At 38.2% G+C, this 22,324-nt stretch carries 15 protein-coding genes; 3 read left to right on the top strand and 12 right to left on the bottom strand.

Annotated elements, in window-relative coordinates; all coding sequences use genetic code 11:
- Positions 1 to 41: 41 nt before the first annotated feature.
- Positions 42 to 254: a hypothetical protein gene (locus tag CDZ92_RS18260; RefSeq protein ID WP_096156627.1), complete on the top strand. Its 213-nt coding sequence runs from the start codon at positions 42 to 44 to the stop codon at positions 252 to 254.
- 261 nt (positions 255 to 515) lie between these two features.
- Here the strand turns inward: CDZ92_RS18260 and CDZ92_RS18255 are convergent, their stop codons facing one another.
- The 3 genes from CDZ92_RS18255 to CDZ92_RS18245 all read right to left on the bottom strand — a co-directional run bounded on the left by CDZ92_RS18255 (position 516) and on the right by CDZ92_RS18245 (position 4,331).
- Entirely contained in the window at positions 516 to 902 is a 387-nt protein-coding gene (locus CDZ92_RS18255; RefSeq protein ID WP_096156626.1) for a hypothetical protein, read from the bottom strand.
- 223 nt (positions 903 to 1,125) lie between these two features.
- The gene (locus CDZ92_RS18250; RefSeq protein WP_255249843.1) at positions 1,126 to 2,370 is read right to left on the bottom strand and encodes a PDZ domain-containing protein; all 1,245 of its coding nucleotides are present in this window, start codon (positions 2,368 to 2,370) and stop codon (positions 1,126 to 1,128) included.
- Between the two features lie 485 nt (positions 2,371 to 2,855).
- On the bottom strand, positions 2,856 to 4,331 hold the full coding sequence (locus tag CDZ92_RS18245) for a S41 family peptidase (protein ID WP_096156625.1): 1,476 nt from the start codon (positions 4,329 to 4,331) through the stop codon (positions 2,856 to 2,858).
- Positions 4,332 to 4,836: 505 nt separating this feature from the next.
- Here CDZ92_RS18245 and CDZ92_RS18240 point away from each other — a divergent pair.
- A complete protein-coding gene (locus CDZ92_RS18240) occupies positions 4,837 to 5,763 on the top strand; it encodes a mechanosensitive ion channel family protein (RefSeq protein WP_096156624.1) in 927 nt (308 codons plus the stop codon).
- A gap of 728 nt (positions 5,764 to 6,491) precedes the next feature.
- Here CDZ92_RS18240 and CDZ92_RS20420 read toward each other — a convergent pair.
- The 4 genes from CDZ92_RS20420 to CDZ92_RS18220 all read right to left on the bottom strand — a co-directional run bounded on the left by CDZ92_RS20420 (position 6,492) and on the right by CDZ92_RS18220 (position 12,563).
- The gene (locus CDZ92_RS20420) at positions 6,492 to 7,865 is read right to left on the bottom strand and encodes a murein hydrolase activator EnvC family protein (RefSeq protein WP_096156623.1); all 1,374 of its coding nucleotides are present in this window, start codon (positions 7,863 to 7,865) and stop codon (positions 6,492 to 6,494) included.
- A 134-nt stretch (positions 7,866 to 7,999) separates the two neighbouring features.
- The gene (ftsX, locus tag CDZ92_RS18230; RefSeq protein WP_096156622.1) at positions 8,000 to 8,896 is read right to left on the bottom strand and encodes a permease-like cell division protein FtsX; all 897 of its coding nucleotides are present in this window, start codon (positions 8,894 to 8,896) and stop codon (positions 8,000 to 8,002) included.
- Complete coding sequence (gene ftsE, locus CDZ92_RS18225) at positions 8,886 to 9,572, bottom strand: cell division ATP-binding protein FtsE (RefSeq protein ID WP_096156621.1); 687 nt, start codon at positions 9,570 to 9,572, stop codon at positions 8,886 to 8,888. Before ftsE ends, ftsX begins: the two co-directional genes overlap by 11 nt.
- Before the next feature lie 567 nt (positions 9,573 to 10,139).
- Positions 10,140 to 12,563: a S8 family serine peptidase gene (locus CDZ92_RS18220; RefSeq protein ID WP_096157063.1), complete on the bottom strand. Its 2,424-nt coding sequence runs from the start codon at positions 12,561 to 12,563 to the stop codon at positions 10,140 to 10,142.
- A gap of 473 nt (positions 12,564 to 13,036) precedes the next feature.
- Between CDZ92_RS18220 and CDZ92_RS18215 the strand changes: the two genes are divergently transcribed.
- Positions 13,037 to 13,396, top strand: coding sequence for a hypothetical protein (locus tag CDZ92_RS18215; RefSeq protein WP_096156620.1), 360 nt, complete (start codon positions 13,037 to 13,039; stop codon positions 13,394 to 13,396).
- A gap of 89 nt (positions 13,397 to 13,485) precedes the next feature.
- Here CDZ92_RS18215 and CDZ92_RS18210 read toward each other — a convergent pair whose 3' ends face one another.
- The 5 genes from CDZ92_RS18210 to secA all read right to left on the bottom strand — a co-directional run bounded on the left by CDZ92_RS18210 (position 13,486) and on the right by secA (position 21,907).
- Positions 13,486 to 15,921, bottom strand: a complete 2,436-nt coding sequence (locus CDZ92_RS18210) for a S8 family serine peptidase (RefSeq protein WP_096156619.1) — start codon at positions 15,919 to 15,921, stop codon at positions 13,486 to 13,488.
- Positions 15,922 to 16,191: 270 nt separating this feature from the next.
- Positions 16,192 to 16,548 carry a cytochrome c551 gene (gene cccB, locus CDZ92_RS18205; protein WP_096156618.1) on the bottom strand — a complete coding sequence of 119 codons (357 nt, stop codon included), beginning with the start codon at positions 16,546 to 16,548 and terminating at the stop codon, positions 16,192 to 16,194.
- 75 nt (positions 16,549 to 16,623) lie between these two features.
- The gene (locus tag CDZ92_RS18200) at positions 16,624 to 17,496 is read right to left on the bottom strand and encodes a YitT family protein (RefSeq protein WP_096156617.1); all 873 of its coding nucleotides are present in this window, start codon (positions 17,494 to 17,496) and stop codon (positions 16,624 to 16,626) included.
- Positions 17,497 to 18,001: 505 nt separating this feature from the next.
- A protein-coding gene (prfB, locus tag CDZ92_RS18195; RefSeq protein WP_227521428.1) for a peptide chain release factor 2 occupies positions 18,002 to 19,100 on the bottom strand; the annotation gives its coding sequence in 2 pieces (ribosomal slippage) (positions 18,002 to 19,036 and positions 19,038 to 19,100; 1,098 coding nt in all).
- Between the two features lie 296 nt (positions 19,101 to 19,396).
- Positions 19,397 to 21,907: a preprotein translocase subunit SecA gene (gene secA / locus CDZ92_RS18190; protein ID WP_096156615.1), complete on the bottom strand. Its 2,511-nt coding sequence runs from the start codon at positions 21,905 to 21,907 to the stop codon at positions 19,397 to 19,399.
- Between the last annotated feature and the right edge of the window lie 417 nt (positions 21,908 to 22,324).

Here is a 22,324-nt window from a genome sequence, read left to right as displayed (position 1 = left end):
ATCGTATATAATATGGATAATCTTTTATAGGAGTGATAAAAATGGCAAAAAGTAGAGCGCGAAAAATGCGTGATAAACTTGTTCGTGAAGGTTTTCGAGATCCAGGGAACGGACGCGGCACTTACGCATTACAAAACTTAACCACGAGAAAAACGAAAACAAAACAAGAAACATTACAAAAAACCTATAAAAAACAGCGACATTCCCATGAAATCTATAATGAGAATGATCGCTGTTTTTATTTATCCAGCTAAATCTACAAGTCAAGTCTTTAAACGCCTTTTCTATGCTTACATGTAAACAATCATAAGGGATGCACCAGATCCATGTTTTGTTGCAATACTATATATAAGGGTGCTTAGTTGAAAAAGGTATTTTATATTTCACCAATAAACCAAATTCCTTCATCGTCATTAGTAATTACTTCTTCAAAGTCTTTAACAACTATCTGTGCTTTTTTATACACTAATTGAGTCCGTTTCATAATGTATTACTATTATTCGAATAACGAATAATTACAGCATATTTTCATTGTTATCTGCATTTTTAGTTTTTCTACGATAAAGCCATGCAAGCAATATTCCGCAAGAAGCTCCTATTACTGAACTAAAATAAAGTAATAGATACACAATGATTACATATCCCTCGACATATGCAGCCGTAACTAGTAAAACTAATAATCCTGCACATATATAACCGATAGCTGTGCTTTTGTTCGTCAATAGAGCTATTCCCAAGAAAATTACTAATGAAATAAGAAAAGCAGCAAGAAATGGATTTAGAAACCATAAACTATAAAAAAAATCTACATACACTTTCATTATTATATCTAGCAAAAAAAGAAAACCTACATTTAGAATAAATAGAAAAAAACAAGCTAGTTGCTTATTACTATACTTCATTAATCTTCGCCCCCTATATTTAATCAAATTATTTTAAATAACTCAATAAATCTCAACCACAACCTTCAGTGGTTTAATGATATGCGCTATATCGTTATAAATGCTGTTATACCAGCAAATAATAAAAGACTAATCCATTGCGAATTAGCCTATATAAGTTATTGTTATATTAAATTTTCGCTCCAAAACCGAACCCGTTACTACCTATCTATTTTTTCTTTGTTTAGACTATTTTTTCCTTGTCCCATTTTCTACCTTCTTGGACAAATAAGAAGCCTAATTCATGATGTTCGCCTTCGTATAATGCTCTTTGAACGAAACGGGATTCTCCATTTTCGTCTACAACTTGTAGTTTACAAAATGCCCGGTTTTTATGAAGTGCTTCGTAAAAGTCTCCAACAGATGAAACCGACATTCCATTCACTTTCAAAATAATTTCTCCAACTTTCACATTCGTCGAAGCTGCTGGCGTACCTGGAATAATCCCAAGTACAATCAATCCTTCTTTACGGTGTACAAATATTGGGGAATCTTTCTCATCAGTAGCACGAGCCGCATAAGAAATCGCTTCTCTTCCGATGAATGCAAAGAATCCAGCAATTACTGCCACAATAGCCCACCAATAAGACCCAATCGCTAGCCCTGTAACAATTACAGCTAACAACATAACTTTTCTTCCAGTAAACCGAATTGTCTGATCTGGGAAGCTTGTTCTTACATGTTGAGAAAAACCAATGGCAAATGGGACTAACCATAATGTGAAGGCTTCGCCACCTACATGGAACACGGGCCACCATTCAACCGTAGCTGAAAATCCTTCTCCAGGTAAAAATAAGAAAACAGGCACTAGCCATATTCTTTTCGAATCATGCGCTCCGACTGGCAATCCTCGTTTACTTTTCCATAATTGTGGAGAAGTTTGCATACTTGCTTGCTTGGATATAAGGAGCCCTTCTGCAAACAGTAACATAGCCAAAACGATAGCCAATGTTGTTATGTTTGTCGTGCCAATACTTAGAAACAACTCGTCCAAAACAAGGATGCCAGTTGTCATTTTCGGTAATACAAATACGAGTAACAACGATAAACCTAGTATGTATCCAGCAGATAGCCAGCGTGGTTTCATCGTTAACATGAACAAAATTGTGATGATTGTAATGAGTACAATCGTTCCGAACGGTAGCATTAAACCAAGTCCAACTGTAATAATGGATATTGCGAAGCCGTATAAGATGCCTCGACTTGAAAAACGCAATTCTTGAATTACGTCAAAAACTCTCGTATGAAAATCGTATCGTTCTCTTTTCACACGAAAATATCCTAAAAAGAGGGCTACTACAAGGGTTGTATAGGTGACTGGATGAATAAAAAAGCGTCCAATCGCCTTCAATAATTCCATACTAAGTACTTCAAACAAGCCAACCACCGCCAATCCATCATTAATAATATATATGTGAATCAATTTCATAATTACTGTTCGTTTAGTGAAAAACGAATGTTCCGTTTATTATAATTAAATAACGTTCGATATAAAACGTAAATTATATGAAATAATAGGTTTAATATTCGTTTTTCGTTTTGTAATTGTACATTTTGAAACTCACTCATGTAAAAAATGAGTTGTAAAATCAAAAGACAGACATAACATTATTTTAACACAAAGAGGCCAGACTCCCATACAGGAATCTGGCCAAGTTTCGTAAGTTTTTGAAGAAATTCACTATAATTATTAGCAATTTTAAAGTTCGCTGTTGATTTCCGTGCAAGGCTTCGCTTTCCGCGGGCGGTAAAAAGGAAGGTTATTTTCACTGAAGTGAAAAAACCTACTCCTCGGCGCAAGCGCCTGTGGGGTCTCCCGCTCCCCGCTTTTCCCGCAGGAGTCTCAGCCTTGCTCGGAAATCAACAGGTAATAGTATTTAATTATCAACACTAAGTTTTAATATTGAATAATTATTATTGAAACAATACTTCCTTCGCTTTTTTCAGCTGTAGGTCGTTTTCTTCTGCTCGTACTGCTTCGATTAATTGGCTTTGTAGTTGTTCTGCGGTGCTACTGTCGATTTTGCCTGTGACCGTTAAGCCGTTTTCTTGTTGGAACTTCTTCACGGCCTCTTCTGTTTCTTTACTGAAGTATCCATCTAAACGCCCCGCATCAAAGCCGATACCGTTTAACATTACTTGTGCGTTGCGTACTTTTTCGCTATTTGTATCAAAAGCTAACTCTTCGTTCTCTTCTAAACTGATAGGGTTAGCATAGAAATAATCTGGTTGTTTAACAGGAACAGTCGGTTGAACTCCTTCGTTATGAATCCAGTTTCCGTCTGGAGTTAACCACTTGAATAATGTTAACTTCACGTTACTGCCATCATTAAACGGTATAGCTTGTTGAACAGTACCTTTACCGAAAGATGCATCACCAACGATTTCATATCCACCAGCTTCTTTTAAAGCTCCCGCTAAAATTTCTGAAGCAGATGCACTTCCTTTATCTATTAAAGTGACGATTGGATATGGCTTTTTCTCTGTTAAAGACGAGAAGTAGCGTTGCTTTTCACCAGATCGTTCTTCAATTTGTAAGTATGGTTTATCTTTTGTGATTAACTCAGAGACAATGCCTTGAACTTGCTCTAACAAGCCACCAGGATTACCTCGTACGTCGATAATTAAGCCTGCAATATTTTCTTGTTCTAATTCTCTTAATTGATCTTTAAAGTCATTAGCTGTGTCTTTTGCAAAAGAAGTAATTTGGATGTATCCAACTTTTTTATTGTTTACATCAAATGTTTTCGAGTATACCGTTTCTAACGGAATGGTATCACGTGTTACATCGACGACGAACGGCTCATTTACGCCTGGACGCTCAACTTCTAGTTTTACAATAGTCCCTTTTTCACCGCGGATTTTCAAAACCGCTTGGTATAAATCAAGGCCCGTAATATCTTCGCCGTCGACGCTAATGATAGAGTCGTTTGGCATTAAGCCTGCTTTTTCTGCTGGTGAGCCACGGAAAGGAGAAACGATCGTTACTTTTCCGTTTTGCATGCCAACTTCTGCCCCAATTCCTTCAAAAGAGGATTCTAAGTTTTGAGTGAATTGGTCGGCTGTTGCTTTATCCATATATACGGAGTATGGATCGTTTAGCGTGTTTACCATTCCTTGAATGGCGCCTTCTATTAACGTTGATTCATCAACTTCATCCACATACCTTTTAGAAATTAATTCGAAAGTTTGGCGGATTTTTTCCATTTGCTCGTCCAGATTGACTGGAATAGCGTTTGTTTCTTTGTTTTCTTGACCTTGTCCTTCTGCTTGCTTGGAAGGAATAGTTGTTGCGGGCTGATGCCCAAACATTTGTAGGCCAGTGTACATGCCTGCAGCACCTAATAAAACAGATAATAAAACGAGTAATGGTAATACTTTTCGGTTCATAGTAGCCCTCCTTATATCCAACGCAAAACCGTTCATTTGGTTAACGTCATTGTAACATAGCAATTATGTAATTGAAATGTATAACTATTTGAATAAGAGAAAGTGTATATCCGTTATTATTATGTAATTTTGGTATTTAGTTTTGGAACTAATTTTTGATAAAAATAACTTTCTTAACTTAACTATTATACTTCAGTATGTATACAGATCCGTATATCGTAACAAATTTTTCTATTCTAGAAAAGGCATTACACTTTTAGTAGTGTAATGCCTTTTCTTTCTTAGATTATATGTTATGCTTGTACATTTTATACATAATGAATAAGGATAGTTCTATTTTTCAAGCACCGTCTAATACCCATGTTTTAGTTCGCTATTAAATGCTCACTTGAAACACTTACTATTGTAAAGCACTCATCAGCAATGTTCTCGATTCCCATCTATTGGTTTGTCTTCTTTTTTCAAGGGTAAAGATTTCTATAAGCTAATATTGAGGAGACTATTAATGGAAGAACAAATATTAAATGAGCAGCTACATTATTTAATGACTCATACTTCGATACATAAGATTTTAATTGCGATTGTTGGTATTACGGTTATTTTCTTTTTTGCTACTGGCTTGAGGAAAAGTGTGCAACGCTATGTTCGAGATCATAGTAACTGGTATAAAACGAGGAAATCGATTAATATTTTTGGCTATGTGCTTGCAGGTATTTTTTTAGTTGTGCTGTACAGTGATAAGCTTGGTGGAATTACGGTCGTGCTTGGAGTAGCGAGTGCAGGAATTGCTTTTTCCTTACGGGAAGTGATCGCGAGTGTTGCTGGATGGTTAACAATTATTGTTGGTGGGATGTTTAAAACTGGGGATCGCGTTCAACTTGGAGGTGTTACAGGGGATGTTATTGATCTTGGTATACTTCGAACAACAATCATGGAAACCGGTAGATGGGTAAATGGCGACTTATATAACGGTCGCATTGTAAAAATTGCGAATAGCTTCGTATTTACAGAACCTGTATATAATTACTCCACAGACTTTCCATTTCTGTGGGACGAAATTACCATTCCTGTGAAATTTGGTAGTGATTATACGTTTGCAAGGGAGCTAATAAACCGTGTTGCGTTTGAAAAAACAGGAGCTTATAGCGACCACGCTCAAGAACACTGGGAAACAATGGTTCGGAAATTTAACATTGAAGATGCCACCACAAAGCCTCTCGTGACACTAGCGGTAAATGACAACTGGGTAGAGTTTACGTTGCGATATGTTGTTGAATATAAAAAGCGTAGAATCATGAAAGACGAGTTGTTCACGAAAATCTTGGAGGAAATAGAGAATAGTTCAGGAAAGGTTCAACTAGCTTCTGCAACATTTGAAGTGGTGAGCACCCCGCCACTAAATGTAAAATTTGAAGAGGAAAAAACTGATTAATTTCAATGACTATTGCTAGCTATTTCGAAATAAATAACTCCCCTTTATTCATACTAATACGAGTGAACTTAAAGGAGGAGTCCAAATGGTAAATGAAAACTTTGATTAATTTAATAAAGTACAACAAGAGCATAAAGGGCAATACCTTGGTGGTGAAAAACGAAAAATAAACCATCCAGAAATATGGAAAAAGACGTAACGATAGACTCAGTTGGAGCAGCTGGTAGGGCCGTTTCTTTTAAGAAGAAGTAAGCTAACTAGATGTATTTAAAACGAAGGATACGAAGCGATGCATTTTCGAGGAGTCTTAGATTTGCACGGAAATCAACTGCTGAAAAAACAACATTAACCTTTTACAGATGCAACCATGCTAATGAAATTCGCACCATGGCACATGAAAAGTTAGTGTTACATTCTGGTTTATTACCACAATAGAAGTTGATGTTCGCTACAGGTGTGGAGACTCCTGCGGGAGAAGTGCGACGAGCGAGACCCCGCAGGCGTTAGCGCCGAGGAGTAGGTTTTTTCACGACAGTGAAAATAACCTTCCTTTTTACCACCCGCGGAAAGCGAAGCACCTGTAGCGAACATCAACAATTAGTACCCAAAGCAAACTTTTCAGTGTATCCATAGAACAAAAAACACAACTCTATCAATAAGTTTGACAAAGTTGTGTTTGGATAATCATATTTATTCAATTTAAGAACTTTCTTATAGTATCACAATGATTAGAAATTAATGAAACTTCTAGGGTTTACTGCATTCGTTTTATTACCGTTCCACATTCCACGGTGAAGTTCAAAGTGTAAGTGTGGTCCAGTAGAGAATCCTGTGTTACCCATATATCCTAAGAATTGTCCTCTAGATACAGACTGTCCTTCACTTACTGCACGGTTTTCTAAGTGTGCGTAAACCGTTGTCCAAATTTGGCCATCGATGTTATGCGTAATAAAGACAACATTTCCGTAAGATGTAGAGTAGTAAGACTGGAACACTGTACCTGCAGCTGATGCTACAACTGGTACATTCGATCTTCCACCACGACCGATATCAATACCAGCATGGAAAGATCCCCAACGAGTTCCGAAACCAGATGTAACCGCTCCAGTTGCTGGCACTCCAAAGTTCCCTGAATTAGACGCTGGCGGTGGAGAAGGTGGTGTTGGTGCCGGTGCCGGTGCCGGTGCTGGACTAGATGGTGCTGGTGAACTATTACCAGCGGCCGCTCTTGCAGCAGCCGCCGCAGCTGCTGCTGCTGCTTCCGCTTCTTGACGTTTACGCTCTTCTTCTTCACGCTGACGACGCTCTTCTTCTTCACGTTTCTTTCTTTCTTCATACGCTTTAATTTCTGCTTTAATCGCTCTTTCTTGAGCTGCTAATAATTTCGCTTCGTCTTCTAATTCATGAAGCTCATGCATTGCTTCGTCTTCTTGTTTCTTTAAATCTGCCATTAAAGCATCTTTTTGCTTAATTTGTTGACGAAGACTTGCCTCTAAGTGTTCTAATTCTACTAGTTGTTGTTCTAGGCTAACCAATTTGTTGCGAAGTTCAAGCTCTTTTTCTTCTAAAAGTTGCAGGTCATTTTGATGAGCTACCATGATGTCTCGGTCTGCCTGCAGAATAGTTGCTACTGCATTCACTCTATCTAAAAAGTCCCCAAAACTTTGTGCACCTAAGATTACGTCTAGATAATTAATCGCGCCTCCACCTTGTTGGAAAGAGCGTGCACGGTCTTCTAATAATATACTTCTACGTTCTATACGTTCTATTAATACTTCAATTTCAGCTTTTAACTCTTCAATTTCTAGTTGAGTTGCTTCGATTTCTGACTGTTTTGTACGAATATTATTTTTCGTTGTTTCTACTGCAAGGTCTAGTTTTCTCACTTCTTCACGAAGCTTTTGTTGTTCTGCTTGTAACTTCGATACTTCATCTTTTTTTGCTTGCTGTGATTCTTGATTTGATTCACGATCATCTTTTACATCGTTTAAACGTTCTTTCATTTCAAGATTGGCTGATACTTGCTCGGTAAAGTTTGTAGAAAAGAAACCAGTTATTCCAATGACAGCTGCGATTATGATTATTCCAATCTTTCTTCTCATGCTTCCTCGTTCCCCCTAGATCTTTTCTTAAAATTTTTCTGTATGTATGGCGAGAAGGTAAATTCCTTCTCAAAATGTTTACATTTTTCTACATACGGGTATTTAATTTTCAATTAAACTATTAAATTAAACTATTAAACTTTCAAAAACTTTCGAACAGACATCATGCTTCCCCAAATCCCAATGAATGCTCCAATTGCTACTAAGATTGCTGTAACTTGGAATGCGAACGGATAAAACGGTAAAAGCTGTAAGAAGTTTCCTTGTAGTCTAGGTTGTACTAAATCAATGACATAGTAATAAGCTGTTAAAACTATTGCAATTGGTACAACAGAACCTAACACTCCCAACCATAAGCCTTCAAGGAAGAATGGCCAGCGAATAAATCCGTTTGTTGCCCCTACTAACTTCATTATTTCAATTTCTCTTCTACGAGCGAATATAGTAATTTTAATCGTATTAGAGATTAAGAACATCGCTGTAAATACTAATCCTAAAATTAATGCTAATCCTATATTTCTAGCAATCTCAAAAACTTGGAATAATTTTTCCACTGTTTCTTGACCAAAAATGACTTTGTAGGCGTTATCCAGTTTTTCAATCTCTTTTGCGACTACAAATGTATCATGAGGGTTTGCCGTCTTAACGACTAACACATCGTATAACGGGTTGTTTTGCTCAAATAGTTCCCCGATCACACTTCCATCTTCACCGAAACTATTCACTAAACTTTGCAGTTCTTTATCTTTAGAAGAAAATTCAACCAATTCTACTTTATCTATCGCTTCAATTTGCGTTTGTAACTCGGCTGCCTCTTCTTCCGTTGCTGTTAGCTCTATATAAGTTCTTATTTCAACATCTTTTTCAATTTCTGTTGCGACACTGTTTAAGTTCATCATCAGTACTAAGAAAACTCCAACAAGCACTAATGTCACGGTTACGGCGGAAATAGATGCAAAAGTCATCCAACCGTTTCTAGTTAAACTTTTAAAACTTTCTTTAAAATGACGAATGAGTGTTCTAGGCTTCATAACCGTAAACCCCCTTCGCTTCGTCACGGGCAATTTTTCCGTTTTCAATTGCGATAACACGCTTTTTGATTGTGTTTACAATTTCACGGTTATGGGTTGCCATAACGATTGTTGTGCCTTTTTCATTAATCTCTTCGAAGATGTTCATAATTTCCCACGATGTTTCTGGATCTAAGTTTCCGGTAGGCTCATCGGCAATCATCACTCTCGGGTTGTTTACAATGGAGCGGGCAATCGATACACGTTGCTGCTCTCCACCTGATAGTTCTGTTGGAAAATGACGTGCTTTATGTTTTAACTTAACTAAATCTAACACTTCCATAACCCGTTTTTTAATCACTTTTGGTGACTCTTCAATAACTTCCAACGCGAATGCAACGTTTTCGAATACCGTTAATTGATGTAGTAATTTATAATCTTGGAAAACAACTCCGATGTTTCGACGAAAAATCGGCACTTTACTTTCTTTAATTTTTGATAATTCAATTCCGTCAATTATAATGGATCCACTTGTCGGTTTTTCTTCTCGATGCATCATTTTAATGAACGTTGACTTACCAGCACCACTCGGCCCTACAACATAGACGAATTCGCCTTGATCAATTTTTATATTTATACCATTCACAGCTTGTACACCGTTCGGGTATTTTTTAAATACTTCTTTCATTTCAATCATGTATTAAATCACCTTTTTTGTTTGAAGTTTGTCCATAAACTCAGAAGTTTCGACGTTAACTATTTAGTCTCTTAATCTATTAATCTATTCATGAATAATAGAACACACATGCATATCGTATGCATTGCGTTGTATGCGCAATCGTTGACTATTACATTATAACATCATTTTCCGACAAAATCAGAGTTTAAAATATTACAGTTTTATTTCAAAAGTTGTTGTAAAATAGGGAATAGAGGAGAATTTTGGAAGTTAGTAAGAGGTACCTCTGTATATATAATAGAAGGAAAAATATTACCTACGATTAATTCATGTATTTTTTAATTGAGTGAGTTTCATAATGTACAATTACTAAACGAAAAACGAATATTAAACCTATTCTTTCATATAATTTACGTGTTATATAGAACGTTATTTAATTATATAAACGGAACATTCTTTTTTCACTAAACGAACAGTAATTATGAAATTGATTCAAGTATTTTCTCATAATAAATCAAAAAAGTTTTTATGAAAGATTAGACAAAAGCCCTACAGACTTTTCATCTGAAGGGCTTTTCATTTTTCTTATTGAATTACTAACACATCTGCTGCTGCAATAGCACGATCAAGGTTTCCTTTTTTAGAGAATACTGCCACACGGTAATTACCAGCTGGTAATACTGTTCCATCTACTAACGTACCATTCCAATCGTGATAGTTATAACCTTTTCCAAGGTTGCTGTCATATAGACCTTCACCTAAGTATGCTCCAATACCACCTGTTGATGTAGCTGCGAATACCCAAATCTCAAATTCGTCTGCTCCACCTGGTAAGTAAGAATAGAATTCGAACTCGTTGTTACCTAGTGGAGTAAACCCAAAGTGAGTCACACGTGGGTAGTCTGGCTCGCCAATGAATAGAATAGTCGGTACGTGTGTTGTTTTTCCACCTTCTGTTACAAGTAAGTTACCTTCATAGTAACCTGGTGCTAATTTTCCAGCATCTACTTGAACACCAACATTTACTTTTTGAGATTTGCCAGGTTGAACGCGTACGTTGTTGCTTGTTGTCACCTTCACATGTTTGCCAACCTCGTTTTTGAATTCAAATTTCACATTGTATCGTTTTACTTTATCAGATAAGTTTTGAATTTCAAACTGATTACGTTGAACTTCTTTATCGTCTTCATTGGAGAACACTCCAAATGAATAACTGCCTGGTACTACTAACGTTTTTGCTTTTAATGCTTCTACTACACGGATTGATCCTGCACCTTGAGCGTTATGTGCGTACAATGCACCTGTCGCAGGGTTCGTTAATTTTTCAGACGTATTCATTAATGCTGATTTAACTTGGTATACATCCCAAGTTGGGTTAGCTTGTAAAATGACTGCTGCTGCGCCTGCAACGTGTGGAGCTGCCATACTTGTACCTTGTTTTGCACCGTAACCGTGTGGAGCATCTGGATTAAACGTCGGTACTGTACTTACGATGTTTACACCAGGAGCTGATACATCTGGCTTGATCATCCAAGTGTCTACAACGGGTCCACGAGAAGAGAAAGCAGCCATTGTTTCACCAACGCGTTGTGCGAATGCGATATCGAAGCTAACTGTTACACCTTCTGCTCTAACTTTAGCTAATAACGCTTCGCCATCCGCTTGGTTAAGCATAACTGTAGGAACATCCATACCAGGGATTAATGGCATAACACCTGCTACGTTGTTATAAAGAACTGCACCAACAGCACCTGCTTTTTTCGCTTCTGTTGCTTTATCAACGAAAGGAATGCCTGCACCACGGCTAATTAATGCGATTTTACCTGTTAAATCTTTACCAGCGAAGTCAGCTGGAGCACCGAAGCCTACATCAACTAATTCAAAATTTTGGCCATTAAGTGCTAATAGTTCTTCTTCTGATGGGAATCCTTGTACAGCTGATGAAGCGTAAGATACACCATCAGATGAAGTTGTTGTTGCTGTAAATACATTGTAAGGAAGTTGAGTTGCCCCTACAGAGATTGCTTCACGAGAAGTTCCTGGTGAACCAACTGTCCAGTTGTTCGGACCAGAGTTTCCGTTAGAAGTAACTGCTACTACTCCTTCAGCCATAGCCCAATCTAACGCGATAGATGTTGCCCAGTCTGGACTGTTTAATGTGTTACCTAAAGATAAGTTCATAACATGTGCACCGTCTAGTACAGCACGCTCAATACCCGCTACTACGTTTTCTGTTGTCCCGCTACCGCCTGGACCAAGTACGCGGTATGCTAGTAAAGTTGCATCAGGAGCAACACCTTTGATTAAACCATTACCTGCAACTGTACCTGCAACATGAGTGCCATGTGTTGTTGCTCCCCCACGAGGATCTCCTGGGAACGTTTCTTGTGGATCATCGTTGTTATCAACGAAGTCCCAACCTTTGTAGTCGCCAAAGTTACCCGCTAAGTCAGGGTGAGTGTAATCAACACCAGTGTCGATAACTGCTACTTTAACACCTTCCCCAGTGAATCCTAAATCCCACGCTTCGTTTGATCCGATATGTGGAGCAGATTCTAACATAGCTGGGCTATAAGATTCTTCTGTTAAAAACTCTGTATTAGAGTCAACTGTATATTCTACGTTAGGATAAACAGCTTTTACTCCAGGAGTTGTTAATAGATTTGGAATTTCATTTGCTGGTAAGCTTAAAGAAAATCCAGAGAATACATGATCGTATTCACGATATACTTTAGAATTAGCAGTACGCGCTGCTACGTCTTTTTTCACTTTTTCACGTGCATTTTTCAACTTTTGTTTTGTTTGGCTTTTGCCAGTTTGTTTTGCTTCAACGATAGAAGGTTCTTGAATTTCAACGATTACGGAAGTTATGTCTGAAGATGTAAAGTCGTAGTCACCATAAATTTCTGCTAAATCTACTACATTTGTCGTGCGGTTTGGATTTGCTGATACGGTGGAAAATGTACTGAATACTAGTATAAGTGCTGAAAAAATTAGTAAGAATGACATTCTTTTTTTGCTTTTTGCTTTGTTCAATCTGTTCCACTCCCCTATGAGTTTTGTAGTTGTAGTTAAAAAGTACTATTCCGAATATTCTGTCTTTTTTGGTCGTTTCACCCCCGAAAAGTTTGACGATTTATGTACAAGTCAAATTATATTTTGAAAAAAAGTAATTTTCAATAAACTTTGTTGCAGTTTTGTGAAAATGATATTTTTGATTTAGTTATTTTACTATAATTTACATTTTAATTTATCTATTTAACTATGTGATTTTACTAGATTTTCAATTCACTTGTTACTAATTACCCGTTAGAGTATTATCGTGAATTTTGTAGGGAAATTTCTATTATTTTACGATTGTTTACCTTTGGACACATTCGTAGTAAATTATACACGTGAAAATTATACTACTATAAGAGAAAATACGGACTGAAACTTTTAGGATTCTTTTTCGTCTATATAGAAATAGGAGGGTGTTCATAATGAAATATATCGTTACTATTTTCATTGCTTTTATTATTTTAAGTGGATGCAGCAACTTTGACTCCGAACGTAATTCTTCATACGTAGTTTCCTATGCAGGAATTTTAGTTGTCGATGGGAAAGATTACATATGGCAAGGTGAGGTATTAAACGACGAGTTTACGGCAGATGTGAAGATTGGCGAAGTGAAGAATAAAGTAAAAAAAGAAGTGAAACCAAAACAGAACTTTGAGTCGAATTATTTAGACGTTGGTGACAAGATATATGCTTCAAAGGAAGATAAAGATGTATTAATTGTGAAACTGTCAGACGGCACTGTAGTCTATATGACTGTATCTGGATATTATAACAACGGTTAAAAATGAAGAGTCTATTATTATAGGAGTATGTTAATACACCTAAACAAACTAAAAGACCTGCAAAAGTAACCTTTTGCAAGTCTTTCTATTTATCTTCTAATAGTTACTGGTGGCTCAATAATAGCATAATCTGTTCGATCGCCTTTAGTTACCCATGCTACTAAATAATACGTTCCATTAGGAACTACACTTCCATTTAAGAAAGTACCATTCCAGTTGTGCTCGTAGATACCGTGTTCTTTAATATCTTGTGCCGCATATACATCACCTAAATATGCCAGTTGAGAACCAACTAAACGGTATATAGCCAGTTCATATGAATCAGCTCCTCCAGGTAAATGTGCATATACTTCAAAGTTATTATTCCCTAAAGCAGTTACACCAGTCAACGTTACTCTTGGATAATCAGGCTGTCCAATAAAAAGGATAGTCGGTACCTCAATAACTTTACCACCTTCTGTAACTGTTAAATACCCTTCATAATAGCCAGGTTGTAGATTAGCTCCATTAACCATAACACTTAAGTTTACGTTTTGTGTAACACCTGGATTAACACGAACAGTGCTTGTAGTAGAAACTCTTACGTTACTACCTACTTCTCTATTAAAATTAAATTTAACAGAATATTGTTTTGCTTTATTAGAAGTGTTCTTAATTTGGAACTGTTGTCTATCTAACTGCGTACCTTCTGTTCTTTCAAAAATACCAAAAGAATAGCTACCAGGTAGTACCAAAGTTTCTGTTTTTATAGCATCAAGTACACGAATACTTCCAGCACCTTGAGTGTTATAAGGATATGATTTGCCTGTTGCAGGATTAATCATATCTTCAGCCGTATTCATTAATGCGGATTTCACTTCATATACTCCCCAGCTTTGGTTCGCTTGTAATATTAAAGCTGCAGCACCAGCTACATGTGGAGCCGCCATACTTGTACCTTGAAATGCTGCATATCCATATGGATTTGCTGGATTATGAGTCGGAACTGTACTTGTAATATTTACACCAGGTGCAGAAACATCTGGTTTAATCATCCAAGTACTAGTAACTGGTCCACGAGAAGAGAAGTCAGCTACAGTTTCCCCTACTTCAGCTGAGAAATCAATCTCAAAGCTAACCGTTACTTCATTAACTTTTGCTAATAAGGCAAGACCATCTGCCTGGCTTAACATAATTGTTGGAACAGCCATACCAGGGATGTTCGGCATTGTACCTGCAACGTTATTGTAAAGGATTGCACCTACAGCACCAGCTTTTTTCGCTTCAGATGCTTTATCCACAAACGGAATACCAGCACCACGGCTGATTAAAGCAATCTTACCTGTTAAATCTTTCCCTACAAAGTCACCAGGTGCACCGAAACCAACATCTACTAATTTAAAGTCTTTTCCGTTAAGTGCAAGTAACGCTTCTTCCGAAGGGTGCCCTTGTACAGCTGAGGAAGCATAAGAAACACCATCAGAAGACATTGTTTTTGCTGTAAATACATTATAAGGTAATTGTGTTGCACCTACAGAGATAGCTTCACGAGAAGTACCAGGAGATCCAACCGTCCAGTTGTTTGGACCACTGTTACCGTTGGAAGTTACTGCTACAACTCCTTCTGCCATTGCCCAGTCTAGTGCAATAGAAGTAGCCCAGTCAGGACTGTTTACAGAGTTTCCTAATGATAGGTTCATAACGTCTGCTCCATCTTGAACGGCACGCTCAATACCAGCAACTACGTTTTGAGTTGTTCCACTTCCACCAGGCCCTAATACGCGATACGCTAATAAAGTAGCATCAGGTGCAACTCCCTTAATTAATCCATTAGCCGCTACTGTACCTGCAACGTGCGTTCCGTGTGTAGTTGAATTTCCACGGGGGTCACCAACAGGTGTTTCTTGAGGATCATTGTCATTATCAACAAGATCCCAACCTTTATAGTCACCAAATGCATGTGCTAAATCTGGATGAGTATAATCTACACCAGTGTCAATAATTGCAACAGTAACGCCTTTTCCAGTAAAGCCAGCATCCCATGCTTCTTCAGATCCGATGAAAGGTGCAGAATCCATCATATGAGGACTATAAGCATCTGCCGGAAGTTCAACACCAGTTTCTAACGCAGTATATTCCACATTTGGATATACAGCTTTTACTCCAGGTATTGTTAGAATATGAGGTATTTCACTTGCTTTTATTTGTAAAGAGAAGCCTGAGAATACGTAATCATATTCATGATTCACTTGACTGTTAGAAGTTTTTTCGTCAATTTCAGCAATAACATCTTCTCTAGCTTGCTTTAATTTTGCTTTAGATTGGCTTATGCCACTATGTTTTGCCTCAACGATAGACTGTTCCGTAAGTTCAACTATAACAGTAACTTCTTTGTTTAAAGAAAAATCTAAGTCTCCATGAACACTAGCAATATGCAAGTCTTTATGAATTGTTGCACTCTGATATTGTGCTCCCGCTGTAAAAGTACTTAATACAAGAAACAAAGCACACAAGGTAATAAACGAAGCAGCTAACTTTTTACGCAATATTATCTCCCCTTATCAAATATTAATTTTTAAAAAATCTGAATATTAATAACACTCCCTTTCTTGAATAGATTGTCCATAACACTACACACTTTTCATTATAAAGAACAACTTTGAATTTTTCAATATTAAGAACAAAACAATTCTCGTTAAAGAACGACAAGTTAATATAAATGCCGCGGAGGTTGATTTTTGCCAAGTATGTATGGAATCTTCTTGGACAAAAAAAAAGAACCCTTACATCATTATGTAAGAATTCTTTTTATTAGTTTATTTTTGTTGAGCTAACCAATTAGCAACTAGCGTTGCGTCGTCACCTTTTAAGAACCCACCTTGCATCGAACCTTGACCATTAATAATGATGTTTTCAATTTCTTGCGCACTGTATTTTGACCCAACTTGTGAAAGCTTTGGACCAAATCCACCATCTAAGTTACCGCCGTGACAAGATGCACAACTTTGTTTGTAAAGAGCTTCTGCTGCCGCAACATCTACTGTACCGTCTCCACCAGCTGCTGGTGCATCTGTTCCCGGTGCTGCATTGTTCGTTGTGTCTCCACCGCCGCCACAAGCTGCTAGTGCCACTATTCCACTACCTAATACGAGAGCTAATAAGTACTTCTTCATTTGGAAAGAATCCCCCTATCAGTTAAATGTAAAATATACCAACTTCAAGGATATTATACCCAACTTCATAGAAAATTACTCTCTTTTAAATCCTTCACCAAGTACTTCAGAAGCGTTCATAACGACGACAAATGCTTTATTGTCAATGCTTCGCACCACTTGTTTCAATTTTGTGAATTCCGTTTGATCAACTACACAAAGCAATATTGGACGTTCATCTTGCGTATAACCACCGTACGCAGCAAGTTTTGTTACTCCACGATCCACTTGCGTAAGGATAGCTTGACGAACTTCTTCCTCTTTATTCGTAATGATAAGCGCTGTTTTCGAATAGCCTAATCCTACTTGTACAAAGTCAATTGTTTTGCTTGTTACAAAAAGACCGATAAGTGCGTAAAGACCAAGTTCGATGTTGAAAACGATAGCTGCCGATATAACAATTAATCCATCAATAAGCGCCACACATGTACCGAGAGTTAGTCCTGTATATTTATGTATGATTTGCGCTGCAAGGTCTGTTCCACCTGTTGATGCACGACCTCGGAAAACAAGACCAAGTCCTAAACCAACTCCGATACCACCAAATAAACTACCTAAAAGTGGATCAAGTGTTGCCGGTTCGAGGTGGCTTGTCCAAAGTACAAATAGAGGAAGCATGATAGTTCCGACTAATGACTTAAAGCCGAACTGTTTTCCAAGCAGGAACACTCCGAGAATGAAAAGTGGGATGTTAAAGGAAAGTTGTACGTATCCCGGTTCCCAGCCAAGGATAGCTTCTGTAATCGTACTTATACCGCTTACTCCACCAGAAGCAACTCTGTTCGGAAGTAAGAATAAATTAAATGCTAATGCGACTATAGCCGATCCGATGATAACGTAAATATACTCTTTCACTTTATGAAAAAGTGGTTTCTCCTCTAACGCCGTCGGCTTTCTTCTTTTTTTCAATTTCTATTCCCCCAGACAATGTAGATTGTCGAATTTTATCACAAACAGAAAAAGTATAGCACGGTGCATGGTGCGTGTAAATATTGATAATGTAACGTGGTGAAGTGTTAAATTTACCTGATGTATATTTTTCATAGCATTTGTTATATGGGGGGGAATTATTACAGGGTGCTATGGCTTTGTGATTGCTTTTACTATGTTGGTTTTGGTTTTAGTGTACGAATCATGTTTACTTTGGATGATAAATCTAATTTTCGCCGATATACAGTTGTAATCGCCGATATTAATTTCTTTTCGCTGATTGGACATCAGCTTTCGCCGATTGAATCATGATTTTCGCCGAAAAGATGCTCATCTTCGCCGATTAACCCTCGATTTTCGCCGATAAAACAAATGAAGGTAGTCGTTTCCACTTCCAAAAACCATCATTATGATACAACACCTTCGCACTTCATTAAAAAACCAGTGATTTTCCGCGAAAATCACTGGTAACAAATCAAAAATATTAAATTTTCGAACGTAAATACGCATCAATGAACGAATCTAACTCGCCATCCATTACCGCATGAACGTTTCCGATTTCCGTGTTTGTGCGGTGATCTTTAACCATCGAGTATGGGTGGAAAACGTAAGAGCGAATTTGGCTTCCCCAGCCAATGTCCTTTTGCTCGCCACGAATTTCGTCCAGCTCAGCTTGTTGTTCTTCTAATTTTTTTTGATACAATTTCGCTTGTAACATTTTCATCGCACGATCACGGTTCTTAATTTGAGAACGCTCTGTTTGACATGTTACAACAACATTTGTAGGTAAATGCGTGATACGTACAGCGGAGTCAGTTGTGTTTATATGCTGACCACCAGCACCACTTGCACGATACGTATCAACTTTTAAATCTTCCGTACGAATATCAATTTCAATTTCATCATTGAACTCAGGCATAATATCACATGACACAAAAGAAGTATGGCGGCGGCCCGATGAGTCGAATGGAGAAATACGAACTAGTCGGTGAACGCCTTTTTCTGCTTTCAGATAACCATAAGCGTTATGACCTTTTATTAATAGCGTTACACTTTTAATCCCCGCTTCATCACCTGGTAAGTAATCAAGTGTTTCCACTTTGAACCCTTTTTTCTCGGCCCAGCGCGTGTACATACGAAGTAGCATAGAACCCCAGTCTTGAGACTCCGTACCACCTGCTCCAGGGTGCAACTCTAATAGGGCATTGTTTTTATCGTATGGCTCGCTTAATAACATTTGTAGCTCAAAGTCGTTGAATTGGGAAGTTAATTCTTTTAATTCCGACTCTAGTTCAGCCTGTAATTCATCGTCTTTTTCTTCTTTCACAAGTTCAAATGTTAAGTCTAAGTTTTCATGACTTTCGTTTAGGTCGTAAAATTGGTGTATTTGTCCTTTTAGTGCGTTTGTTTCGTTAATGACAGTTTGGGCTGCGTTTTGGTCGTTCCAAAATTCAGGGTGACTCATCATTTCGTCAAGCTCTGCGATACGTTTCTCTTTTACTTCTAAGTCAAAGAGACCCCCTAAAGTTGTTTAATTGTTTGGCCAATTTTTCTAATTCATTGCGAATTTCTGCTAGTTCCATTTTTATTCCACCTTATATAATCTATTTACATATAATTTATAAATACCGCTGTTGATTGGAGCCCAAATCTCCGCTTTCCGCGGGCGGGCCGGGAGCCTCCTCGTCGCATCCGCACTGCGGGGTCTCCCGCTCCCCGCTTCTCCCGTAGGAGTCTACGATTTGGTCTCCAGTCAACAGCTAAATAGGTATCATTAAAATACAATAGTCATAAGAAATAAATTCAGTTAAAAAGGTGAGGCCGCTTGTGCCCCACCGTTTTTATGATTATCTTTTACTTATTGTATAAAAGATAGTCGTTATCTTCCACAGCATTGTTTGAATTTTTTGCCGCTTCCGCAGATACATGGTTCGTTGCGGCCTACGTCGAGTGCTTTTTTCACTGGGCGCTTTTTCGGCGCTTCTTCGCCTGCTTCAGGAGGGCGAACTGCTTGGCCTTTCGCAACTTCTTGACGCTCTAAGTTATTGCGAATTTGCGCTTTCATGGTAAGCTTCGTTACATCTTCTTCTATCGCAGAAATCATGCTTTCAAACATCGCGAAACCTTCGAATTGGTATTCACGTAGCGGGTCAATTTGACCGTAAGCACGTAAATGGATACCTTGACGGAGCTGATCCATTGCGTCAATATGGTCCATCCACTTCGAATCTACCGCACGAAGTACAACTACTTTTTCAAACTCACGCATTTGTTCTGGCGCAAGCTCTAGTTCTTTTTCGTCGTAACGGTCGATTACTTTTTTATAAATAATCTCAGACATTTCTTCTGGCTCTTTACCACGTAAGTCGTTTAACGTAACATCGCCTTCAAAAAGAACGTTCGCATCTAGGTAGTCAATGATACCTTGTAAGTTCCAATCTTCCGGAACTTCTGCTTTTGGTGTGTAAAGAGCAACATTGCGCTCCACTGTAGACTTTAACATTCGCTCAACAATATGGCGTAAGTTTTCAGAAGTTAACACTTCTAGACGTTGCTTGTAAATAACTTCACGTTGTTGACGTAACACATCGTCATATTGTAAAAGTTGCTTACGAGCGTCATAGTTGTTACCTTCCACACGTTTTTGCGCAGATTCTACTGCTTTGGAAACCATTTTACTTTGGATTGGTTGGTCATCCGCCATTCCAAGTCGTTCCATCATCGCCTTCATATTATCAGAGCCAAATCGGCGCATTAGTTCATCTTCCATTGATAAGTAGAACTGCGTTACCCCTGGGTCACCTTGACGACCAGAACGTCCACGTAGCTGATTATCAATACGGCGAGATTCATGGCGCTCTGTACCGATAACAGCAAGTCCACCTGCTTCTTTTACACCTTCGCCAAGCTTAATATCTGTACCACGACCGGCCATATTTGTTGCGATCGTAACCGCACCTTTTTGACCTGCATCTAAAATAATGTCAGCCTCACGTTCGTGGTTTTTCGCATTTAATACATTATGTTTAATTCCGCGCTTTGTTAATAAGCGAGAAATATATTCAGATGTTTCGATTGCAACTGTACCGACTAATACTGGTTGGCCGTTTTTGTTACGCTCGGCAATGTCGTTTGCAACCGCGTTAAATTTACCTTCAATTGTACTGTAAATTAAATCGGCACGATCATCACGGGCAACTGGCACGTTTGTTGGGATAACAATAACGTTCATGTTGTAAATGTTGCGGAACTCTTCTTCCTCTGTTTTAGCTGTACCAGTCATACCAGCTAATTTTTCATACATACGGAAGTAGTTCTGGAACGTAATCGTTGCAAGTGTCATACTCTCGTTTTGAATTTCTAAGCCTTCTTTTGCTTCAATTGCTTGATGAAGTCCATCCGAGTAGCGACGACCTTTCATTAAACGGCCTGTAAATTGGTCAACGATAACGATTTCGCCGTCTTCCACAACGTAATCCACGTCATTGTGCATCGTAACGTGTGCACGTAGAGCTTGGTTAATATGGTGGTTTAACGCAACATGAGTAATATCGAATAGATTTTCAATGTTGAACGCTTTTTCCGCTTTTGTAATACCTTCTTCTGTTAGCTGAACACCTTTTGTTTTTTCATCGTACGTGTAATCTTCGTCACGCTTCATGTGACGTACGAACCCGTTCGCTTGAACGTAGAGGGATGCAGATTTTTTCGCACTTCCAGAAATAATTAACGGTGTACGCGCTTCATCGATTAAAATGGAGTCAACCTCATCAATTACAGCAAAATATAATGGACGCTGAACCATTTGCTCTTTGTAAAGCACCATGTTATCACGTAAGTAATCGAATCCGAACTCGTTGTTCGTACCGTATGTAATGTCGGCTTTGTAAGCTTCTATTTTTTCTTCACGGGATAATGCGTTTAAATTTAAACCAACTGTAAGGCCGAGGAAGTTGTATAGCTTGCCCATTTCCTCTGCGTCACGATTTGCTAGGTATTCGTTGACTGTAACAACGTGTACGCCTTTACCAGTAATCGCATTTAAATAAACAGGAAGTGTCGCTGTTAACGTTTTACCTTCCCCTGTTTTCATCTCGGAAATGTTACCTTCGTGAAGGGACACGCCCCCCATTAACTGCACTTTGTACGGATATAAACCAAGCACACGGCGAGATGCTTCACGTACTACAGCGAATGCTTCCACAATCATGCTATCAACGTCTTCCCCTTTTTGAAAACGCTCCTGAAATTCAGCTGTTTTCGCTTTTAGCTGGTCATCTGATAATTTTTCCATATCAGAAGCTAAAGAATCTATTTGGTCAGCTAACTTCTCTGCTTTCTTTAGCTGACGTTTGTTCGGATCAAATACTTTATTTAATAACCCTAGCATATGAACGCCCCTCTTTTTATCTTTTAATTAGGCTCTGTTAAAGACCGCTCTTGATTTCCGCGCAAGTCTTCGCTTTCCGCGGGCAGGCCGGGAGCCTCCTCGGCTTCGCCTGTGGTCTCCCGCTCCCCGCTTCTCCCGCAGGACAAGGAATGCTACGGGAGCTGTGCATCGCACGAAGAAAATGCGATAGCATTTTCGAGGAGTCTACGACTTGCGCGGAAATCAACCGCTAGAAAGGTATCAAAAATCAACACTAACCTTTAACATAGCCTTTAATTAAGAATTGTTTAATAAATAAGTTCCATATAAAAAGGAAAGTTCCTTTTATTTTCAAGATTTTTATGTATTTTTACTATTTTATCATTTTAACACTTATCCGCTAACGGGACAACTTTGTTACAAGATTGTTACTGGTGC

This window comes from Bacillus sp. FJAT-45066 (assembly GCF_002335755.1).
GTDB lineage: Bacteria > Bacillota > Bacilli > Bacillales > Bacillaceae_I > Bacillus_CD > Bacillus_CD alkalisoli.
The sequence above is the reverse complement of the archived record's forward strand: the minus strand, read 5'-3'. Positions and strand labels throughout refer to the sequence as shown.

What these genes read in the sequence shown, in the direction of transcription:
- CDZ92_RS18250 (WP_255249843.1), bottom strand. Translation starts at nt 2,370, where the DNA reads ATGAAATTGATTCACATATATATTATTAATGATGGATTGGCGGTGGTT.
- CDZ92_RS18215 (WP_096156620.1), top strand. Translation starts at nt 13,037, where the DNA reads ATGAAATATATCGTTACTATTTTCATTGCTTTTATTATTTTAAGTGGA.
- CDZ92_RS18255 (WP_096156626.1), bottom strand. Translation starts at nt 902, where the DNA reads ATGAAGTATAGTAATAAGCAACTAGCTTGTTTTTTTCTATTTATTCTA.
- cccB (WP_096156618.1), bottom strand. Translation starts at nt 16,548, where the DNA reads ATGAAGAAGTACTTATTAGCTCTCGTATTAGGTAGTGGAATAGTGGCA.
- CDZ92_RS20420 (WP_096156623.1), bottom strand. Translation starts at nt 7,865, where the DNA reads ATGAGAAGAAAGATTGGAATAATCATAATCGCAGCTGTCATTGGAATA.
- CDZ92_RS18245 (WP_096156625.1), bottom strand. Translation starts at nt 4,331, where the DNA reads ATGAACCGAAAAGTATTACCATTACTCGTTTTATTATCTGTTTTATTA.
- CDZ92_RS18220 (WP_096157063.1), bottom strand. Translation starts at nt 12,563, where the DNA reads ATGTCATTCTTACTAATTTTTTCAGCACTTATACTAGTATTCAGTACA.
- CDZ92_RS18260 (WP_096156627.1), top strand. Translation starts at nt 42, where the DNA reads ATGGCAAAAAGTAGAGCGCGAAAAATGCGTGATAAACTTGTTCGTGAA.
- secA (WP_096156615.1), bottom strand. Translation starts at nt 21,907, where the DNA reads ATGCTAGGGTTATTAAATAAAGTATTTGATCCGAACAAACGTCAGCTA.
- CDZ92_RS18240 (WP_096156624.1), top strand. Translation starts at nt 4,837, where the DNA reads ATGGAAGAACAAATATTAAATGAGCAGCTACATTATTTAATGACTCAT.
- ftsE (WP_096156621.1), bottom strand. Translation starts at nt 9,572, where the DNA reads ATGATTGAAATGAAAGAAGTATTTAAAAAATACCCGAACGGTGTACAA.
- ftsX (WP_096156622.1), bottom strand. Translation starts at nt 8,896, where the DNA reads ATGAAGCCTAGAACACTCATTCGTCATTTTAAAGAAAGTTTTAAAAGT.